The sequence below is a fragment of the Allobosea spartocytisi genome, assembly GCF_014764685.1.
GTDB classification, from domain to species: Bacteria; Pseudomonadota; Alphaproteobacteria; order Rhizobiales; family Beijerinckiaceae; genus Allobosea; species Allobosea spartocytisi.
Genome location: NZ_JACXWY010000010.1, coordinates 136,606 through 153,222 on the forward strand (window position 1 = coordinate 136,606; position 16,617 = coordinate 153,222).

Sequence of the window (16,617 nt, forward strand, 5' to 3'; positions counted from 1 at the left end):
CAATCGCCCCGGCGCCGGTCTCTTGACCGGGGCGGCGGACATCACCTGCTTGCCAGCGTGTGCGCCGATGATCTTTGATCGAAGTTAAGGTTGCCGCCCTCCGATAGGGCCGCTGATACTTGGTGAAATCAGCTAGGAAATGCTTTTCGGCTGATCTTCTCGCGCCCTTGCAGGGCTTGGTTCAGTACTCAATGCTGGCCGCTTGCCCGATGCCGACGACGATGCCGGCATCGGGTTTCTCGCGGCTCAGCCGAGGTCGTCATAGGTGACGTAGGCCATCATCCCAGTCGCCATGTGATAGAGATGATGGCAATGCAATGGCCATGTCCCGGGGTTGTTGGCGTCGAAGGCGATCGTCATCGAGGCCCCCGGCGGAACGAGGACGGTATCGCGAACCGCGCCGGCCAGTTTCGCGCCGTTGATGGCGGTGACCTGGAAATGATGGCCGTGCAGGTGCATCGGATGCGACATCATCGATGCGTTGCGCATGGTGATCTCGATGCGCTGCCGGCGCCTGGCACGCAGTGCGTCGCCGCCATCGATCGCCCAGGCATAGCTCTGCATCTGGCCGGTCAGCGTCAGCGTGAAACTGCGATCCGCCGGCTTCACCTCCAGAGGATGTTGCGCGCGCAGTCGCTGCTCGAGGTCGGCCCCGACGATCGGCCCGGCCACGTCACCTACCTTGGCGACGCGTTTTACGGTGGATTGGGAGGTGGCCAGGATCACGCCCGTTCGTTCGGCAGCTCCCTCGCGCAGCGCAAGGACGGGATAGGCGCCCTCGCCGGTCGGCAGCGCGAGAGAGATGTCAAGGCGCTGCCCCATGCTGACCGGGAAGCTCGAACCCACGATCGGTTCGACGGCTTGGCCGTCGACAGCCAGAAGCGTGCCCGTGAGCGCGCCGGTATCGATGGTAAAGCCCGTCGCGGTTGCGCCGTTGATGATGCGAAGGCGGACGCGGCCGGCTTTTTCCACGCGCACGATTTCGGGGTCGTCGAGCGTCCGCTCGTTGGCGAGATAGGCATCGTAGTCGATGTCGTTGAGGTCCATTCCGGCCATCTGCATGCCGGGCATCGCCCCCATCGACATCTTGCCCATGTCGCCATGTCCCTTGCCGGAATGGTTCGTCATCGGCATGCCGGCCATATCGCCTGATTTCTTGCCCGCGTCGTGGCCTTGACCTTGTTGCAGCCGCGCGAGAAGTTCTTCGACGGGTGTGAAGGAGAAATCATGCAGGAGGATGACGACCTCCTGCTCGTCGCGCGCCCGATCGGCGGCCCGGCGGACGATAAGCGGGGCTGCGAGCAGATTCTGCTCCTGCAGCGTGTGGGCGTGCATCCAGTGCGTCCCGCCATCGCCGACGGGGAACGTGTAGCGATGACTGGTTGCCGGTTTGAGCAATGGCAAGGGGTTGTCCGGCACGCCGTCCGCCTCCCACGGCGGCGTCAGCCCGTGCCAGTGAATGAGCGTCGGTTGACCGATCACGTTCGTAAGCTCGACGTCGAAGAGCACCTCCGCATCCAATGTCAGGCCATGCGTGCCATCGGGTTGCATGAGGCCGAAGACGCGTGCGGCGCGGCCATTGACCTCGATGGTGCGGCTCGCGGCCGCGAGCTTGGTGGGTAAGCGGCCGGCCTGCGTCTGCGCCCAGCCGATCGCGGGACGAGCAAGTGCGCCAGTCCCGAGAGCGGCCGCGCCGCTCATCATGGTGTTGAGAAAACTGCGTCTATTCATGATCGTAAATCCTCATCGTGCCTGAATTGGCCAAGCGTGCTGATTGAGCGCACCACGAGGGCGCGCGCCGAACCCCGAAGCATCGGGGGGCTGGGTCAGCGTCGAGGAGGTTTGTGCGGCTGGCGGACAAAAATGCCGGCGATCGGGTCGCCACGGTCGAGTTGATGCTTGACCAACATCGACCGCGGCCTCTCATCCGAACCCATGGTTGCGGCCGCGTTGCAAAGGCTGCACACCGATGTGCAACAGCGGTCAGCGAGCGTTGGGACCAGTTTGTCGATGGCGTCAGTCCGAGAATGGACGCCGACAGTACTGCCCGCGCCATCGCTGCCCAACGCGTGCTCGACCAAATGCCCCGTGTTCGGGCAGGGCATGGCGTGTGCGCTTGCGGCCGACATGCCGAGCAAGGCGAGCACGAGCACGGCGACCAGCGCCGTTCTCATGCAACCGACAACACTGGCCAGTAAACTCATCTGCCTTGAGGACCCATTTCTGGAAGGATATCTTAGCACGCTTCAATCATGATTGATCGGGATCAATCTGTCGGGGCGTTTGCTTATGCATCGCCACCGATGGGTCAGCAGAGTCCAGGCCGTCTCTGTCACTGGAGGACTGGCGTCGCTCCGGGCCAACCGAAGTGCGGTAGCGCCATGAAGGCTGCGAAGCCGGCCATGCCCGCCAGCGCGGTGGCGACTGCGAGAGGAAGCCAAAAGCGAATGGGACCGGTCGCACCGGCGACGAGCAGGCGGCTGGCGGCATTGGTTGCAAGCGCGATCAGGACAGCGTGCCCGACCGTCTCGAGATCAGCTGTCGGTCCAAGAAGCCGCAGCGCGCTCAGAACTGCAACGTCGACATCGAAGGTCCCCGAGACTGCCGACGTCGCAACCGTTCCAGCGGCATATCCCGACGCAGCAGCGCTGACGGTTGAGACGACGGCGAACAGCGCCGCGAACGCGAGAAGCGGCGCGAGCTCGAAGGGATTGCGCGGCGCATTGTCGCCGGCCGCCGCAAGGTGACCACGGGTGAGGAAGACGCCGCCGCATATCGCCAAACCGGCGACGGCTGCGAGAATAGCAAGGCCGGCGACGCCGAGCACCGCGGGTGCGACGATGGCCACGATGCCGGCGACGCGCAGGACCGAGACAGCGGAAGCGAGTGTCGCGGCGCCGGCAAGTGGCCAAGGATTTTCCCCCGCCGCCGCCGCGCGTGCCAATGCAAGGGTGACAGCCGTGGACGAGACGACTGCGCCCGCCAGTCCGCCGACGAGCACACCTCTTGTGGTGCCAAGGATTCGCACGGCGATGTAGCCGAGGAAGGAGATCGCGGCGGTGAGCACCGTAAACAGCCAAACCTGGCGGGGGTTGAAGCCGCCCCAGGGATCGACCGGCTCTGCGGGAAGCAGGGGCAGAATAATCGCTGTCATGACAGCGAGCACCAGCGCGGCGCGCAGCTCGACCCACGAGATGCGTCTGAGCAAGCCATGGAGGAGATCGCGACTGGCGAGAAGAACGGCAAGCGCCGTGCCCCCAGCGGCAGCGGCGCGGTGGTCGCCCACGACCGCCAGGGCGCCGAGGACGAACACGCCGAGCCCAGCGACGACCCCGGTTACGCTGAAGTCGGCATCATGGACGGCTTCGCGGCTCTTGTACCAGGCAAAGACAGCCGTGAAAGCGAACAGGCCCGCAATGAGCACCGACGGCGCCTCGAGGCTGCGGGCCAGTGTCGCGAACAGTCCGCCTAGCAGGCCTGTGATCGCATAGGTGCGGATACCAGCCGTGCGCGTTCCATCCGGCGCGTCGCGCTCGCGCCACCCGCGCTCGAGGCCAACCAGCAGGCCGATAGCGAGGGCAAGGCCGAGCTTCGCAATCAGCGATTCCATCGCCAACCTCCCGAAGGCGGGCGGCTCTGGCGCGAGGCGAGCGTCATCGCGCTTTTCGGATCATGCGCCACAAAACCTGGTCGCGACGCCAGAAATGGTGCCAAAGCGCGGCGCCGGCGTGAAGGAGGACGAGAGCGAGGAGCGTCCAGCTGAGCAGGCTGTGAACCGGCGCGATCCGGAACGTCAGATACATGGCGATCGTGCCGGTGACGGGCAGCGCGACCAGAACTGCATAGAGCGCCGCATGCATGGCGGCGGGACTCATGCGCTCGAAAGGGGACAAGCCCGGCACGGGCGCTGGCCGACCGTAGGCGAAGCGCAGCACAAGTTGCGCCATCACGAGGAAGAGAATCGCCCAACCGCTCCAGGCATGTACTTGGTGCAGAAACAGGTCGATGGGACGCGGCTTCATGAACAGATGCGCCATGTGCGTGCGCTGAATCGCCCAGGCCGTTGGCAGCTGGACGAGGCATAGAAGCAGCACCGTCCAATGCATGAGCCGATGAGCGAGAGGGAATCCGTCCGGTCGATGTGCTCGACGCATCGACCTTGGCCAACGCCATCTCAAGCCTCGACCTCGACGATGTCGCCGGCGCGCGCGGCATAATCGAGCGCGTAGGAGAGCTCACCGCTCGTCTCAGCGTGGACATGGAGGAGCGGCTGGCCGCGATCGATCTCGTCGCCGAGCCTGACCTCCATGTGAACGCCCGCCGCTTTCGCCTCCGGCGCACCCGCGAGCTTGGCGAGCCGGGAGAGCTTGCGGTTGTTGATGTAAACCACGCGACCGGCACGGGCAGCCGTCAGCGGATGGATGTAGGAGGCCTTCGGCGGCACACGAAGGCCGCCCTGGGCCTGGCAGATCGCCTCGAATTTCGACCAGGCCCAGCCGCTGGCGAGCGTTGCGAGCGCGAGGTCGAGGCCTTGTCCTTTCGCGGCCTTGCCGCCGATCTCAAGTGCTGCTCCAGCCAGAGCGGCGGCGCGGCGACGCAAATCGTCGGGCGCCTCGGCTGCGTTGTTCAGCACGGCAAGCACGTCCAGCGCCTCGAGCGCGGGCCCGATGCCGCGCCCGACAGGCTGTGAGCCATCGGTCTGAACGCAGGTCGTCGCGAGGTTGAAGCGGGCCGCGACGGCGCTCAAGCGCTCCGCCAAGCGGCTGGCGGCGTCCTCGCTGCGCACCTTGGCGGTGGGTCCGACGGGAATGTCGATCACAACATGGGTCGAACCCGCGGCGATCTTCTTGGACAGCACGGAGGCGACGAGCTGGCCTTGGGTGTCGATGTCGAGCTCGCGCTCGACGCGCACGAAGATATCGTCGGCGGGGCTCAGATGCACGGCGCCGCCCCAGGCGACGCAGCCGCCTTCGCTCTCCACGACGCGCCTCAGCGTGGCGATGTCGAGCTCCACCGGCGCCAGCGTTTCCATCGTGTCGGCGGTGCCGGCCGGGGAGGTGATGGCGCGTGACGAGGTTTTGGGCATGACCAGGCCGTTCGCTGCAACGATCGCGACCACGATCGGCGTTGTCCGATTGCCGGGAAGGCCGCCGACGCAGTGCTTGTCGACGACGATCGACGCGTCCCATCGCATCCGCTCGCCGACATCCACCATGGCGCCGGTCAGATCGGCGGTCTCGTTCTCGTCGAGCGGTAGGGCCGCGCTCGCGGTCAGAAAGGCCGCAAGGTGGACCTCCGTATAGCGTCCGGCAACCACGTCCCGCAGGATGTCGACAAAGGCGCGTGCGTCGAGCCGATTGCCATAGATACGCTGACGCACGCTGGCGAGAGAGTCGATCGCGGGCGCATGGCTGACACGGACCGCATCACCGTCTTTGAGGCCGAGCCGTTCCCACGCGGTCTCGGAGAGGCCGACCTCATCGATGGCGATGAGGTCGTCGCCATCGACCTGGAACAAGGTCGCCTGTACTTCGCCCTTGCCGTTCGAGACCAGTACCTGCGAGCGGGCCGACAAGCCTTCCGATCGGCAGACGTGACAATCGGTCCGCATGACAACCACTGCCTGGTGCTGCGTGTGCAGGCGGATGCGGCGGACCCGCAGCGTCGGTTGGGCAGGAATCGTGGTGTCGGCAGGCGTCATAGATCGAACTTCTGGTTCTGCCGGGGAACGACGGCGCTCCATTTGAGCTCCCGGTCGACGCGAACGCGCAAGGCTTCGGAGCCCTCGTCCTCGCCGTGCACGATGAAGACACGAGATGGCGGCCGCCGGAAGCCCGAGAGCCATCGCATGAGCTCGTTGGAATCGGCATGGGCCGAGAGCATCGACAGCTCTTCGACCGCGGCGCGGACCGGAATCCACTCGCCATGGATCTTGGTCTCCTGCGCGCCTTGCAGCATGGCCCGGCCGCGCGTGCCGGCCGCCTGGAAACCGGAGAACAGGATCGTATTGCGGGCGTCGGGAGCGAAGGCCTTCAGGTGATGAAGGACGCGCCCGCCGGTCGCCATGCCGCTCGCCGAGATCACCACCTTGGGGTAGGGGCTTGCCGTAATGCCCTTAGAGCCGTCGACGTCGCGCGTGTAAGTGGCGATCGCGCAGACCTCCTTGCATTGCTCCGGCGTCAGACGATGATCCTCGCGATGGGCATGGAGAAGGTCGGTAGCGTCGATCGCCATCGGACTGTCGAGATAGATCGGCACCTTCGACAGGCGCCCGGCCGTCTTGAGCTTCCACAGATGGTAAAGCAGCGACTGGGCGCGTCCGACGGCGAAGGCGGGAACGACGATCGTCCCGCCGCGCGCGATCGTCCGTTCGACGACAGCGCCGAGTGCTTCGGTCGGATCGGCGGGATCGTGAACGCGGTTGCCATAGGTCGACTCGATCAGAACGTAATCCGCCTCCGGCGCCGGGACCGGATCGGGGAGAACCGGATCGTCATAGCGGCCGAGATCGCCGGAGAAGGCGATGCGCCGCCCACCCCATTCGACCTCGGCGGTCGCGGCGCCCAGGATGTGACCGGCGTGGCGGAAGGTGAGCGTCGCGCCGAAAGGCAGCTTGACCGGCTTGTCGAAGGGCACAGTCGAAAAGAACTCGAGGCTGCGCTCTGCATCATGGATGCCGTAGAGCGCGAGCGCCGGCTTGTGCTTCGAGAAGCCCTTACGGTTGGCGTATTCGGCGTCTTTCTCCTGAAGGTGCCCGCTGTCCTTCAGGATGAGCTCCGACACATCGCGCGTCGCGGACGTCGCGTAGATCCTCCCGCGAAAGCCATCACGCACCAGTTTCGGAAGATAGCCCGAATGGTCGAGATGAGCGTGCGTCAGGATGACGGCGTCAATGCTCGCCGGCGCGATCGGCAGCGGCTCCCAGTTCAGCTCGCGCAGATTCTTGAGGCCCTGAAACAGACCGCAGTCGATCAGGATGCGCTTGTCGCCGTTGGCAAGGAGATGTTTCGAACCGGTGACGGTGCCTGCGCCGCCGAGGGAGGTGAGTGTCAGCATGTCGTCCTTCAATGCGTGGGGGTGGACAGATCGGCGGGTGAACCTTTCCCATCGATGGCGTTGCGTTCGGTGATCGTCAGAAACTCCTCACGCGACCACCCGGCCAATGGAGCAGCTGCTTCGATCAGATGCGCCCATGAGCAGCGGTTGGCGAACAGCATGCCGGCGACGTCGAGCGTGCCGCCACGGCTGATATAGCCGCGGGCCGCGGTTTGCTTCGGCCCGCCGTCGAGCCGTCGCAAGAGGCCGAGCATCGGTTCGGGCCGCGTGTGCGATACGATCAGCCGCGGAACGCCGTCAGGGAAGAGGCGGTTCAGCGCGTCGTTCGTCACGACGAAGCGCGCCTCGATCGGGTCGCGCGGGATACGGAAGCGGCCCGGTTCGTTGATCGCCGTCACCAGAACCCGCCGCCCGTGCTCTTTCAGACGACGCGCGGCCTTGAGCGCCTCTTCGAGCTGATAGGCGCCAATCGCAACGATCTGCAATTGCGCATCCTGAGTCTGCCCTTCGATCGGGGCGGCGCCATCGGCGACGAAGCGGGTCGCGGCCTCGCTGTCGAAACGATGCGGCATGTCACGCTTGGAGACGATCACGCCGGCGACCTGTCCGCGGCCGCCGAAGACCGACGCCATGGTGGCGACGGTGCTGTTGGCGTCGACGGGAAACAGCACGCGCGCCGTATCGGACATCTCGCCGAGAAGCGCCTCGCCGAGCGTCGGGTCCTGGTGTGACTGCTCGTTCTTCGCGTTCTCCCAGGTGTGCGAGGTGACGACCAGCGGCACCGAAATCCAGCCTGGCTCCTTGCCGTCCTCACGCTGGCGGCGGGCGAACACGATCTCCTGCCGCAGGCCGCCGAGCATCTTCATCGCAAAGGCTTCGTAGCTGACGATGAGGTTGAGACCGCCTTTGTTCGCAAGCGGTGCGCCGGCGACCGCCTCCTCGTTCAGCGCCGTGATCACGCCGCCCTCGCGTGCTTCGGCGACGCCCGTCTCCGGCGCGTTGACGCGATGGCGCAGTCGCTCAAGGGTCGCCCCCATATGATTGGAGCTCAGCTCATCGGGATTGCCGACGCGCACCCGCAGGGCGGGATTGGCGTCGACGAGACGCACGAACCAGCGATCGAGCGCATGCATGGCGCAATCGGCCGGCGCGCCGATCTCGGTCCAACCCGGCGCAGGCAGGTCCGGCCCTGCCGGATGACGAACCGCGAGCGGGTGGCGGCTCTCCGCTGGCCGGTTCTGCTTTCCATGGACGGCGATAGCAGCAACCGCCGCCTCGATGTCGTCAGGGGTTACGAACAGGGCTCGCGCCGCGTCATTGAAGGCCTTGCGGGCAGCGGCGTCACGCGAGGGGTTCGCGGAGAGTGGCAGGTTGTGCGCCGCGTTCGTTCCGGCGCCCGGAAAGCCGAAGCCCTTCACCGTCTCGGCAATGACATAGGGGATAGGGGCGGGATAGGCGCGGGCCGGATCGGCGATAAACCGGCCGAGGCGTTCCTCGGCTGTCAGGATCGCCCAGACGAAGGCCGCCGGGTCTTTGCCGTCGATGCCGAAGGGATCGAAGCCGTTGAGCCTGAGATGATCGGCGAGCCACTCCGCGCCGCCCTGCTGCGCGATCTGCGCTCGCTCCTCGATGCGTCGCCCATTCAGGATCATGATCGGCACCACGAGGCCGCTATCCTCTGCGCGCCACCAGCGCGCCGTCCAGTCAGAGCCGCGCTGCTCCTCGAAGGCGCCATCGCTTAGAAAGGCGACCAGACTCTCTCCCGGCAGCGGCGCATGGACATACTGGACCTCGGCGAAGCCGAGATAGCCTCCCTCGGAGATGGCGCCGGCCGTGTTCGGCCCGGCGTGGCTGCCGATCGGCACCGCCGGGCGGCCGTCGGCATCGATGGCGTAGGAGTAGAAATCGGCGGCAAGCTGGGACAGGCCCGTCTCGCTACGGTCATATCGTCCCTTCTGCGCATCGGAGACATCGCCTGTGAGCGTGTTGATCGCCTCGATCGCGGCCACGCAATGGCCCTGTCCCATAAGCCAGGAGCGGGTGGTGGCCGAGATTGCGTTCGCGGTGAGATAGCCGACAAAGGCGGGCACCATGTTCAGCGATCCGCCGGTATGCCCTTCCGGCGCGGCCTTGAAGGCCTCGGCTGGTAACGCCGCGCCGGATAGGTCGACGCGCTTGGCATAGGTCATGTGGACGACCGTCCACATCGCCGCGGAAGCCAACCGGTCGGCGGCGGCGAGCAGGCGGTAGAACACGTCCGGGTTCAGCTTGGGCGACTGCGCGAGCGCGCGAATGCGCTGGACCGTCTCGTCGCTATGCGTGATCGGGCCGTAGCCGGCGCGCCAGTGTTCGAAGGCTGATGACGTCGTATCGGCCATGCGCTGCTGCCTTTGCTGGATGGATCTGCTTTCTGGATATCGACCGCCTCATGCGACCCCGCCGGTCCAGGGCGGAGGGTCGCTTGCAGGAAAGGTATCGATGCCGGCGCGTTCGACGTCATCGACCGGCTCGGGCGGGCGTCGATGACGGACAAGTTCGGGATCGGGCGCGTCGGCGGCCGCAAGCGCCTCGGCGATCAGCCCCGAGAGCCCGATCGCGTTGGTCGGGTGGCTGACGGAGTCGGAGGAGACGATCCTGCCGCAAAGCGGCGCCAGCCGCTCATACGAGTCGCCGGCGAAGATACCGTGCACGACGGCGACGTCGGGGCGGGCAAATCCGAGCGGGGTCAGCTTGCTTGCCGCTTCGATGAGGGTGTTGCCGGACGAAGCGATGTCGTCGACCAGAACGGGCTGCAACCCGTTCCATTGCGAAAGGTCCGGCAACGCGATCTCGACGTCGCGATCGCCATGCCGGATCTTGCGTAGCACCGCGTGCGGCGCCCCGATCCGCGCCGCGATCGCGGAGACCCATTGCTCGCTCTCCTCGTCCGGGCCGATGACGAGCGGCTTGGCGATCGACGCGGCGATCCAGTCCGCCAGAAGAGGCGCGGCATGCAGCGTCAGCGCCGGGATCTCATAAAGCGCCGAAAGGGCCGGATAGCGGTGCAGATGGGGATCGACGGTGACGAGCCGGTCGAAGCTGGAGGATATCAGGCGCGCGAAGGTTCGTGACGTGATGGCCTCGCCCGGCTGAAAACGGCGATCCTGCCGCATATAGGCGAGATAGGGAGCGACCAAGGTGACCGTGGACGCGCCGAGCGACCGCGCCGCGTCGGCAAGAAAGACGAGCCGGAGGAATCCCTCGTCGGGGCGCGCCAGCGTCGAAACCAGCAGCACCGCTTTTCCCGCCACGTCCGTGGCGAGGCGCACATAGGTTTCGCCATCCGGGAAGTTGCGGGTTTCGATCGCGCCCAGCTCGCCGGCGCCGGCGTCGGCGAGCGCTTGCGCAAAAGCCTCGTTGCCGGGAAGAGCAATGATGACGTGGGGGGAAATCTTCTGGGCTGGGGCAGTGGCCATTCTTCGTCTTTCGTCGTTTCGTCTCGGCCTGCATCGGGAGGTTGGCGAGGCTTCATGATTTCTTGCGCAAAGGCGAATACAGGCTGTCGATAAAGCCCGCGCGGCCGCTCGATTCTTTAATCGAGATTAAGTTCTCGCCGTTGTGTGCCGGCCCGGCGCACACGTTCGAGCGGCATTTCCGCTCGTGCGCGATGGCGTGCATATCGTTTGATGGTGAGCGACTTTCCGAACGCAATCTTGATCTGAGTTAAAGTTTCGGCCGTCCCGGGCGCGCATTTTCAGGGCCGAGCGGGGCTCGGGTTTCGCCTTCAGCAGCGAACCTCTGTAGGCCCAGACGCTCACAGATGCGTCGAATGATGCCGTGCCTGGTTGATGGTATCAACCGCATCAGCCCGTCGCGCGGCAAAGAAGTACGGGAATGCGGCCGATGGAGAATGACGATAAAGCGCCCGCCAAGCGGGTCTTCAAGTTCGACATCATGTACTTCATTGCGGTCTTCTTCGCCGTTCTGCTGATCCGGGACCTGCTTGTCGGCCAGGGTCACATCAAGGTCATCCCGTACAGCGAATTCCAGGGCCTGATCGAAAAGGACGGCGTCACCGACCTGGTCGTCGGACCGACGGAGATCACCGGCGCGTACAAGCCGCCGATCGAGAAGGACGCCCCCCAGCATTTCTCCACGGTTCGCGTCGATCCGCAGATCGCCGACGTGCTAACCAAGCGCACCATCTCCTTCTCCGGGAAACCGGCGCCGGGCCTCTTCGAAAACCTGCTGTCGTGGTTGATGCCGGCGGCGATGTTCGTGCTGATCTGGATGTTCCTGTTGCGCCCGATGATGGCCGGGCAGCATGGCGGACTGATGAGCATCGGGCGCAGCCGCGCCAAGGTCTATGCCGAGAAGTCCGTGAAGGTGACATTCGCCGATGTGGCGGGCGTCGATGAAGCCAAGCAAGAGCTGGCCGAAGTCGTGGGCTTCCTCAAGGACCCGGCGACCTATGGCCGCCTCGGCGCGCGCATCCCCAAGGGCTTGCTTCTCGTTGGACCGCCGGGGACGGGCAAGACGCTGCTGGCGCGCGCTGTCGCCGGCGAATCGGGCGTCCGCTTCTTCTCGATCACCGGGTCCGAATTCGTCGAGATGTTCGTCGGCGTCGGTGCTTCGCGCGTGCGCGACCTGTTCCAACAGGCGCGCGAGCAAGCCCCGGCCATCGTCTTCATCGACGAACTCGACGCGCTCGGCCGCGCCCGCGGCGTCGATATGCCCGGCGGCGGACATGACGAGAAGGAGCAGACGCTCAATCAGCTGCTCGCCGAGATGGACGGCTTCGACCCGAGCGTCGGCATCGTCGTGCTGGCCGCGACGAACCGGCCCGAGATTCTCGATCCGGCGCTGCTGCGGGCGGGCCGCTTCGATCGTCAGGTCTTGGTCGACCGCCCCGACCGTCAGGGCCGCATCGACATCCTCAACGTGCACTTGAAGAAGATCAGCGCGGCGTCGGAACTCGATGTGGCAGCGGTTGCCGCGCTCACGCCAGGCTTCACCGGCGCTGATCTCGCCAATCTCGTCAACGAGGCCGCGCTGGTCGCCACCCGCCGCAGCGCGAGCACCACCGTGCTCGACGATTTCACGCAGGCCGTGGAACGCATCGTCGCGGGCCTGGAAAAGAAAAGCCGGATTCTCATTCCGCGCGAGCGGCAGATCGTGGCGCATCACGAGATGGGTCATGCGCTCGTCGCCATGGCGCTGCCGCAGACCGACGTCGTGCAGAAGGTCTCGATCATCCCGCGCGGCATCGCGGCACTCGGTTACACGCTGCAGCGGCCGACCGAAGATCGTTTTCTCATGAGTCAGTCCGAGTTGCAGGATCGCATGGCGGTGCTGCTTGGCGGTCGGGCCGCCGAAAGCCTGGTATTCGACGAGATTTCGACAGGCGCGGCGGACGATCTCGTCAAGGCGACGGACATCGCGCGCAACATGGTGGTCCGGTTCGGCATGTCGAAGGAGCTCGGACAGGTCGCTTATGAGCCGGAGACGGGCAGCTTCCTTGTCGGCCAGACCCCGATCTGGCGGCCGCGCACCTACAGCGATGAGACGGCCGAGGCCATCGACCACATGGTGAAAGACCTGATCGACCGGGCCTTCCAGAAGGCCCGGTCGATCCTCGAGCGCAACCGTTCGGTGCTGGATAGCAGCGCGCGCGAACTTCTTGCGCACGAAACGCTGGGCCCCGATGACCTTGCCAAGCTGACCACCGGTCTCGAGCGCGAAGCGCCGGGACGGCCAGGCCTCGCTCTGGTCGAATGATGGGGATCAAACACCGCCGGATCGGCCTGCTTGGCGGGCGCTCGCTGTTCGAGGGACCATAAAGTGCGCAGATCGCCCATTGTCGTCATCGCCGTGTTGGTCGCGACCGCGGCAGCCGGAGCCTATGTCTATTGGCTTGGAACGCAAAACCGCGTGCCGGCGGGCCTGGCGCGGGTGAACGGCAGGATTGAGGTCGAGCGGGTCGACATCACCAGCAAATATGCCGGGCGTCTGGCGGAAGTGCTGGTCGACGAGGGCGCCAATGTCAGCAAGGGTGATGTGCTCGCGCGGCTCGACACGAGCGAGATCCAGGCGCAACTGACGGCGGCCCGCGCAGCTGTGCACCGCAGCCATCAGAGCGTCGCCAGCGCACAGGCGAGCGTCGCGCTGCGCGAGGCCGAGCTCAATCTTGCGCAGGTCGAGCTCCAGCGTGTGGTTGAACTCATGCGGACCAACACATCGACACAGGCTGAGCTTGATCGCCGGACGGCGCAACGCGACATCTCGCGGGCCTCATTGCAGACCGCGAAGGCCGCGGTCGAGGATGCGAAGGCCTCGGTCGAAGTCGCCGAGGCGCAGGTCAATCAGATCGAGGCGGCCATCGCCGACATGACCTTGAGGGCGCCGGTGTCTGGCCGCGTCGAGTATCGTCTGGCACGAACTGGCGAGGTTGTCGGCGCCGGAGGTCGGGTGCTGACGGTGTTCGATCTCTCGGATGCGCATATGACGATCTATCTTCCTACGGCCTCCGCCGGTCGCGTGGCGGTGGGCTCACAGGCGCGCCTCGTGCTGGATGGTCCGGGCGGATTTGTTCTACCGGCGACCGTGTCCTTCGTCTCCGCCGACGCGCAGTTCACGCCGAAATTCGTCGAGACGGCGAACGAGCGCGAGAAGCTGATGTATCGCGTCAAGCTGCATATCGACCCAGCGCTGGTCGCCTCGGAGCGCGGCTATGTGAAGGCGGGGATGACCGGCAACGCTTATGTCCCGGTGACGGGAGACGCGAATTGGCCGGCCGAGCTTGCGCCGAGGCTGCCCGATGGAGGCTGACCCCGCCGCCGTCAGCCTGTCGGGTGTCCAGCATGCCTATGGGAAGGTGCTCGCTCTTCGCGATCTGGCTCTGACCATCCCTGCTGGCTGCAAGCTCGCGATTGTCGGTCCTGACGGGGTCGGCAAGTCGACGTTACTCGGCTTGATCGCGGGGGTTCGTCGCATTCAGCGCGGTTCGGTCAATGTGCTGGGCGGCGACATGGCCTCGGCGGCGCACCGAAGCGAGGCTGCGCCCCGCATCGCCTACATGCCGCAAGGGCTCGGACGCAATCTTTATCCGACCTTGTCGGTCTACGAGAACATCGACTTCTTTGCCCGGCTCTACAGCCAGCCGGACGAGCGCCGGCCTGGGCGTATCTCCGAGCTCATGCGGGTCACCGGGCTGTTTGCCTTTGCCGATCGGCCAGCGGGAAAGCTCTCCGGCGGGATGAAGCAGAAGCTCGGGCTGTGCTGCGCACTGGTGCATTATCCCGATCTCCTCATCCTGGACGAGCCGACGACCGGCATCGACCCACTGTCGCGCCGCCAGTTCTGGACCTTGATCGCGCGCATCCAGGCCGAGCGGCCGACTATGACGGTGATCGTGGCAACGGCCTATATGGAGGAGGCCGGGGCCTTCGATCGCATCGTGGCGATCGACGATGGCGCGATCATCGCCGACGGGAGCCAGGCGGAGCTTCTTGCGCGCACCGGCGCCGCCACGCTCGAACAAGCCTATATCGAGCTGCAGCGCCCGGAGCGGCGTGGGGCGCGGGTTGCGGCCTCCGCACCACGTCTCGAAGCGGATGGCGGACCGCCTGCCATCGTGGCCGAGGGCCTGACGATGCGCTTTGGCGATTTCACCGCGGTCGATCATGTGAGCTTTCGCATCGACCGCGGCGAGATCTTCGGCTTCCTCGGCTCCAATGGCTGCGGCAAGACGACGACGATGAAAATGCTGACCGGGCTGCTTCCGGCAACCGAAGGACGTGCCGAGCTCCTGGGCAAACCGGTCGATGCGCGCGACATCTCGACGAGGACGCGCATCGGCTACGTCTCGCAATCCTTCTCCCTCTACGAAGAACTGACCGTGCGCGGCAATCTCGAACTGCACGGGCGGCTGTGCGGCATCGGCGGCAAGGGGCTGGGTGAGCGGGTCGAGGAGGCCTTGTCGCGCTTCGAACTCGGTGATGTCGCCGAGACGCTGCCGGACGCCTTGCCGTTGGGCATGCGCCAGCGCCTCCAGCTGGCGGCGGCATGCCTGCATCGTCCCGATGTCCTCATCCTGGACGAGCCCACCTCGGGCGTCGATCCGGCGGCGCGCGACCGCTTCTGGAACCTGCTGCTCGAGATGTCGCGCCGCGACGGGGTGACGATCTTCATCTCGACGCATTTCATGAACGAGGCCGAGCGTTGCGACCGCGTCTCTCTCATGCATGCGGGCCGCGTGCTGGCGGTCGGCGCGCCACGCGAACTCCAGGCCGCGCGGGGCGCCGCGAGCCTCGAGGATGCCTTCGTCGCCTATCTGGAGGACGCGGCTGCGGCCGGGGCCGAAGAGGCGGCTGTGGAAGATGCGCGCAGCGCCGTCGAGCCCGGCTCAGCGACGCGGAACGACGATGCCATGGCGGTGCAGAGGCCGAGGCTCGCTTCCATGAAGCGGATATGGACATTCGCGCGCCGCGAGGCGCTCGAGCTCAGCCGGGATCGCATCCGGCTGGCCTTCGCGCTGATTGGTCCGCTCGTGCTCATGGCCGCCTTCGGCTACGGGATTTCCTTCGACATCGAAGGTCTGCGCTACGCGGTGCTCGACCGCGACCAGTCGCTGGAAAGCCGGGCTTTCCTCGACCAATTCTCGAATTCGCGGTACTTCGTCGAGCAGGCACGCCTGAACGAGGATGTCGAGATCGACCGACGCCTGCGTGCTGGCGAACTGAAATTCGCGATCGACATTCCGCCGGGCTTCGGCCGCGACTTGTTGCAAGGCCACCGACCTGAAGTCGGCTTCTGGCTTGACGGCGGCAACACCTTCCCCGCCGAGACCGCGCGCGCCTACATTCTTGGCACGCTTCGGACCTATGCCGGCGAGCTCGCGCGCGCCGCGCGAAGCGCCAACGGGCTGCCGGCCGAGACGCTGCGGGTTGAGCCGCGCTTTCGTTACAATCAGGACTTCCGCTCTGTCTTCGCGATCACGCCGGGATCGATCATGCTGCTGCTGATCATCTTCCCAGCGATGCTGACGGCCCTTGGCGTCGTGCGGGAGAAGGAGATGGGGTCGATCGCGAATGTCTACGCGTCGCCGGCGACGGTCGGCGAGTATCTGCTGGGCAAGCAGCTCCCTTATGTCGCGATCGGCGTCCTGAGCTATCTCAGTCTGCTGGTTTTCGCCGGCGGCGTGCTCGGCGTGGTGCCGAAGGGCTCGCTGCTTGCGCTGTCGCTCGCAGCCCTCGTCTATGTTTTCGCCGCCACGGCCTTCGGGCTTCTGGTCTCGGCTTTCGTCTCCACGCAAGTAGCGGCGATATTCGGCACCGCCATCCTGACGGCCATGACCGCAGCGCATTATTCGGGATTCCTGATCCCCGCCTCTTCGCTCGAGGGGCCGGGGCGCATCATGGGGCTGTCCTTCCCGGCGCTGTGGTTTCAGACGATCAGCCTCGGGGTGTTCGCCAAGGGTCTCGACACGCCTGCCTTCGCCCGCGAGCTTCTCGTGCTGATGGCGTTCGGGCTCGGCTTCCTGCTGCTGGCGCGGCTGTTGATCCGCAAGCAGGGGGCGTAGCG

The 16,617-nt window shown here is 65.8% G+C and carries 11 protein-coding genes; 3 read left to right on the top strand and 8 right to left on the bottom strand.

From position 1 onward, the window contains the following. Positions 1-246 precede the first annotated feature (246 nt). From IED13_RS17135 to IED13_RS17170, 8 genes are all read right to left on the bottom strand, one after another. On the bottom strand, positions 247-1,731 hold the full coding sequence (locus IED13_RS17135; RefSeq protein WP_191124846.1) for a multicopper oxidase family protein: 1,485 nt from the start codon (positions 1,729-1,731) through the stop codon (positions 247-249). 95 nt (positions 1,732-1,826) lie between these two features. Further along, positions 1,827-2,204: a hypothetical protein gene (locus tag IED13_RS17140; RefSeq protein WP_191124847.1), complete on the bottom strand. Its 378-nt coding sequence runs from the start codon at positions 2,202-2,204 to the stop codon at positions 1,827-1,829. A 128-nt stretch (positions 2,205-2,332) separates the two neighbouring features. Beyond that, positions 2,333-3,610, bottom strand: coding sequence for an MgtC/SapB family protein (locus IED13_RS17145; protein ID WP_191124848.1), 1,278 nt, complete (start codon positions 3,608-3,610; stop codon positions 2,333-2,335). Positions 3,611-3,653: 43 nt separating this feature from the next. Continuing rightward, positions 3,654-4,154: a cytochrome b gene (locus tag IED13_RS17150; protein ID WP_260368543.1), complete on the bottom strand. Its 501-nt coding sequence runs from the start codon at positions 4,152-4,154 to the stop codon at positions 3,654-3,656. A gap of 20 nt (positions 4,155-4,174) precedes the next feature. Further along, positions 4,175-5,743 (bottom strand): thymidine phosphorylase family protein, encoded by a 1,569-nt coding sequence (locus tag IED13_RS17155; protein ID WP_449727645.1) that lies wholly within the window; start codon positions 5,741-5,743, stop codon positions 4,175-4,177. Next, positions 5,698-7,056, bottom strand: coding sequence for an MBL fold metallo-hydrolase RNA specificity domain-containing protein (locus tag IED13_RS17160; protein ID WP_191124850.1), 1,359 nt, complete (start codon positions 7,054-7,056; stop codon positions 5,698-5,700). The genes IED13_RS17155 and IED13_RS17160 overlap by 46 nt, the downstream gene beginning before the upstream one ends. A gap of 8 nt (positions 7,057-7,064) precedes the next feature. After that, complete coding sequence (locus IED13_RS17165) at positions 7,065-9,434, bottom strand: phosphoketolase family protein (RefSeq protein ID WP_191124851.1); 2,370 nt, start codon at positions 9,432-9,434, stop codon at positions 7,065-7,067. 48 nt (positions 9,435-9,482) lie between these two features. Beyond that, a complete protein-coding gene (locus tag IED13_RS17170) occupies positions 9,483-10,511 on the bottom strand; it encodes a ribose-phosphate pyrophosphokinase (protein WP_191124852.1) in 1,029 nt (342 codons plus the stop codon). Between the two features lie 418 nt (positions 10,512-10,929). On the opposite strand from IED13_RS17170, the gene ftsH reads away from it, so the two are divergent. The 3 genes from ftsH to rbbA all read left to right on the top strand — a co-directional run bounded on the left by ftsH (position 10,930) and on the right by rbbA (position 16,615). After that, on the top strand, positions 10,930-12,813 hold the full coding sequence (ftsH, locus tag IED13_RS17175; RefSeq protein WP_248312632.1) for an ATP-dependent zinc metalloprotease FtsH: 1,884 nt from the start codon (positions 10,930-10,932) through the stop codon (positions 12,811-12,813). Between the two features lie 63 nt (positions 12,814-12,876). Beyond that, positions 12,877-13,863 (top strand): HlyD family secretion protein, encoded by a 987-nt coding sequence (locus tag IED13_RS17180; RefSeq protein ID WP_159602293.1) that lies wholly within the window; start codon positions 12,877-12,879, stop codon positions 13,861-13,863. Beyond that, positions 13,853-16,615 (top strand): ribosome-associated ATPase/putative transporter RbbA, encoded by a 2,763-nt coding sequence (gene rbbA / locus IED13_RS17185; RefSeq protein WP_191124853.1) that lies wholly within the window; start codon positions 13,853-13,855, stop codon positions 16,613-16,615. Before IED13_RS17180 ends, rbbA begins: the two co-directional genes overlap by 11 nt. Positions 16,616-16,617: the final 2 nt, after the last annotated feature.

Bases quoted from the DNA above. Each gene is read 5' to 3' on its own strand.
- IED13_RS17135 (WP_191124846.1), bottom strand. From the start codon at position 1,731: ATGAATAGACGCAGTTTTCTCAACACCATGATGAGCGGCGCGGCCGCT.
- IED13_RS17140 (WP_191124847.1), bottom strand. From the start codon at position 2,204: ATGAGTTTACTGGCCAGTGTTGTCGGTTGCATGAGAACGGCGCTGGTC.
- IED13_RS17145 (WP_191124848.1), bottom strand. From the start codon at position 3,610: ATGGAATCGCTGATTGCGAAGCTCGGCCTTGCCCTCGCTATCGGCCTG.
- IED13_RS17150 (WP_260368543.1), bottom strand. From the start codon at position 4,154: ATGCGTCGAGCACATCGACCGGACGGATTCCCTCTCGCTCATCGGCTC.
- IED13_RS17155 (WP_449727645.1), bottom strand. From the start codon at position 5,743: ATGGAGCGCCGTCGTTCCCCGGCAGAACCAGAAGTTCGATCTATGACG.
- IED13_RS17160 (WP_191124850.1), bottom strand. From the start codon at position 7,056: ATGCTGACACTCACCTCCCTCGGCGGCGCAGGCACCGTCACCGGTTCG.
- IED13_RS17165 (WP_191124851.1), bottom strand. From the start codon at position 9,434: ATGGCCGATACGACGTCATCAGCCTTCGAACACTGGCGCGCCGGCTAC.
- IED13_RS17170 (WP_191124852.1), bottom strand. From the start codon at position 10,511: ATGGCCACTGCCCCAGCCCAGAAGATTTCCCCCCACGTCATCATTGCT.
- ftsH (WP_248312632.1), top strand. From the start codon at position 10,930: ATGCGGCCGATGGAGAATGACGATAAAGCGCCCGCCAAGCGGGTCTTC.
- rbbA (WP_191124853.1), top strand. From the start codon at position 13,853: ATGGAGGCTGACCCCGCCGCCGTCAGCCTGTCGGGTGTCCAGCATGCC.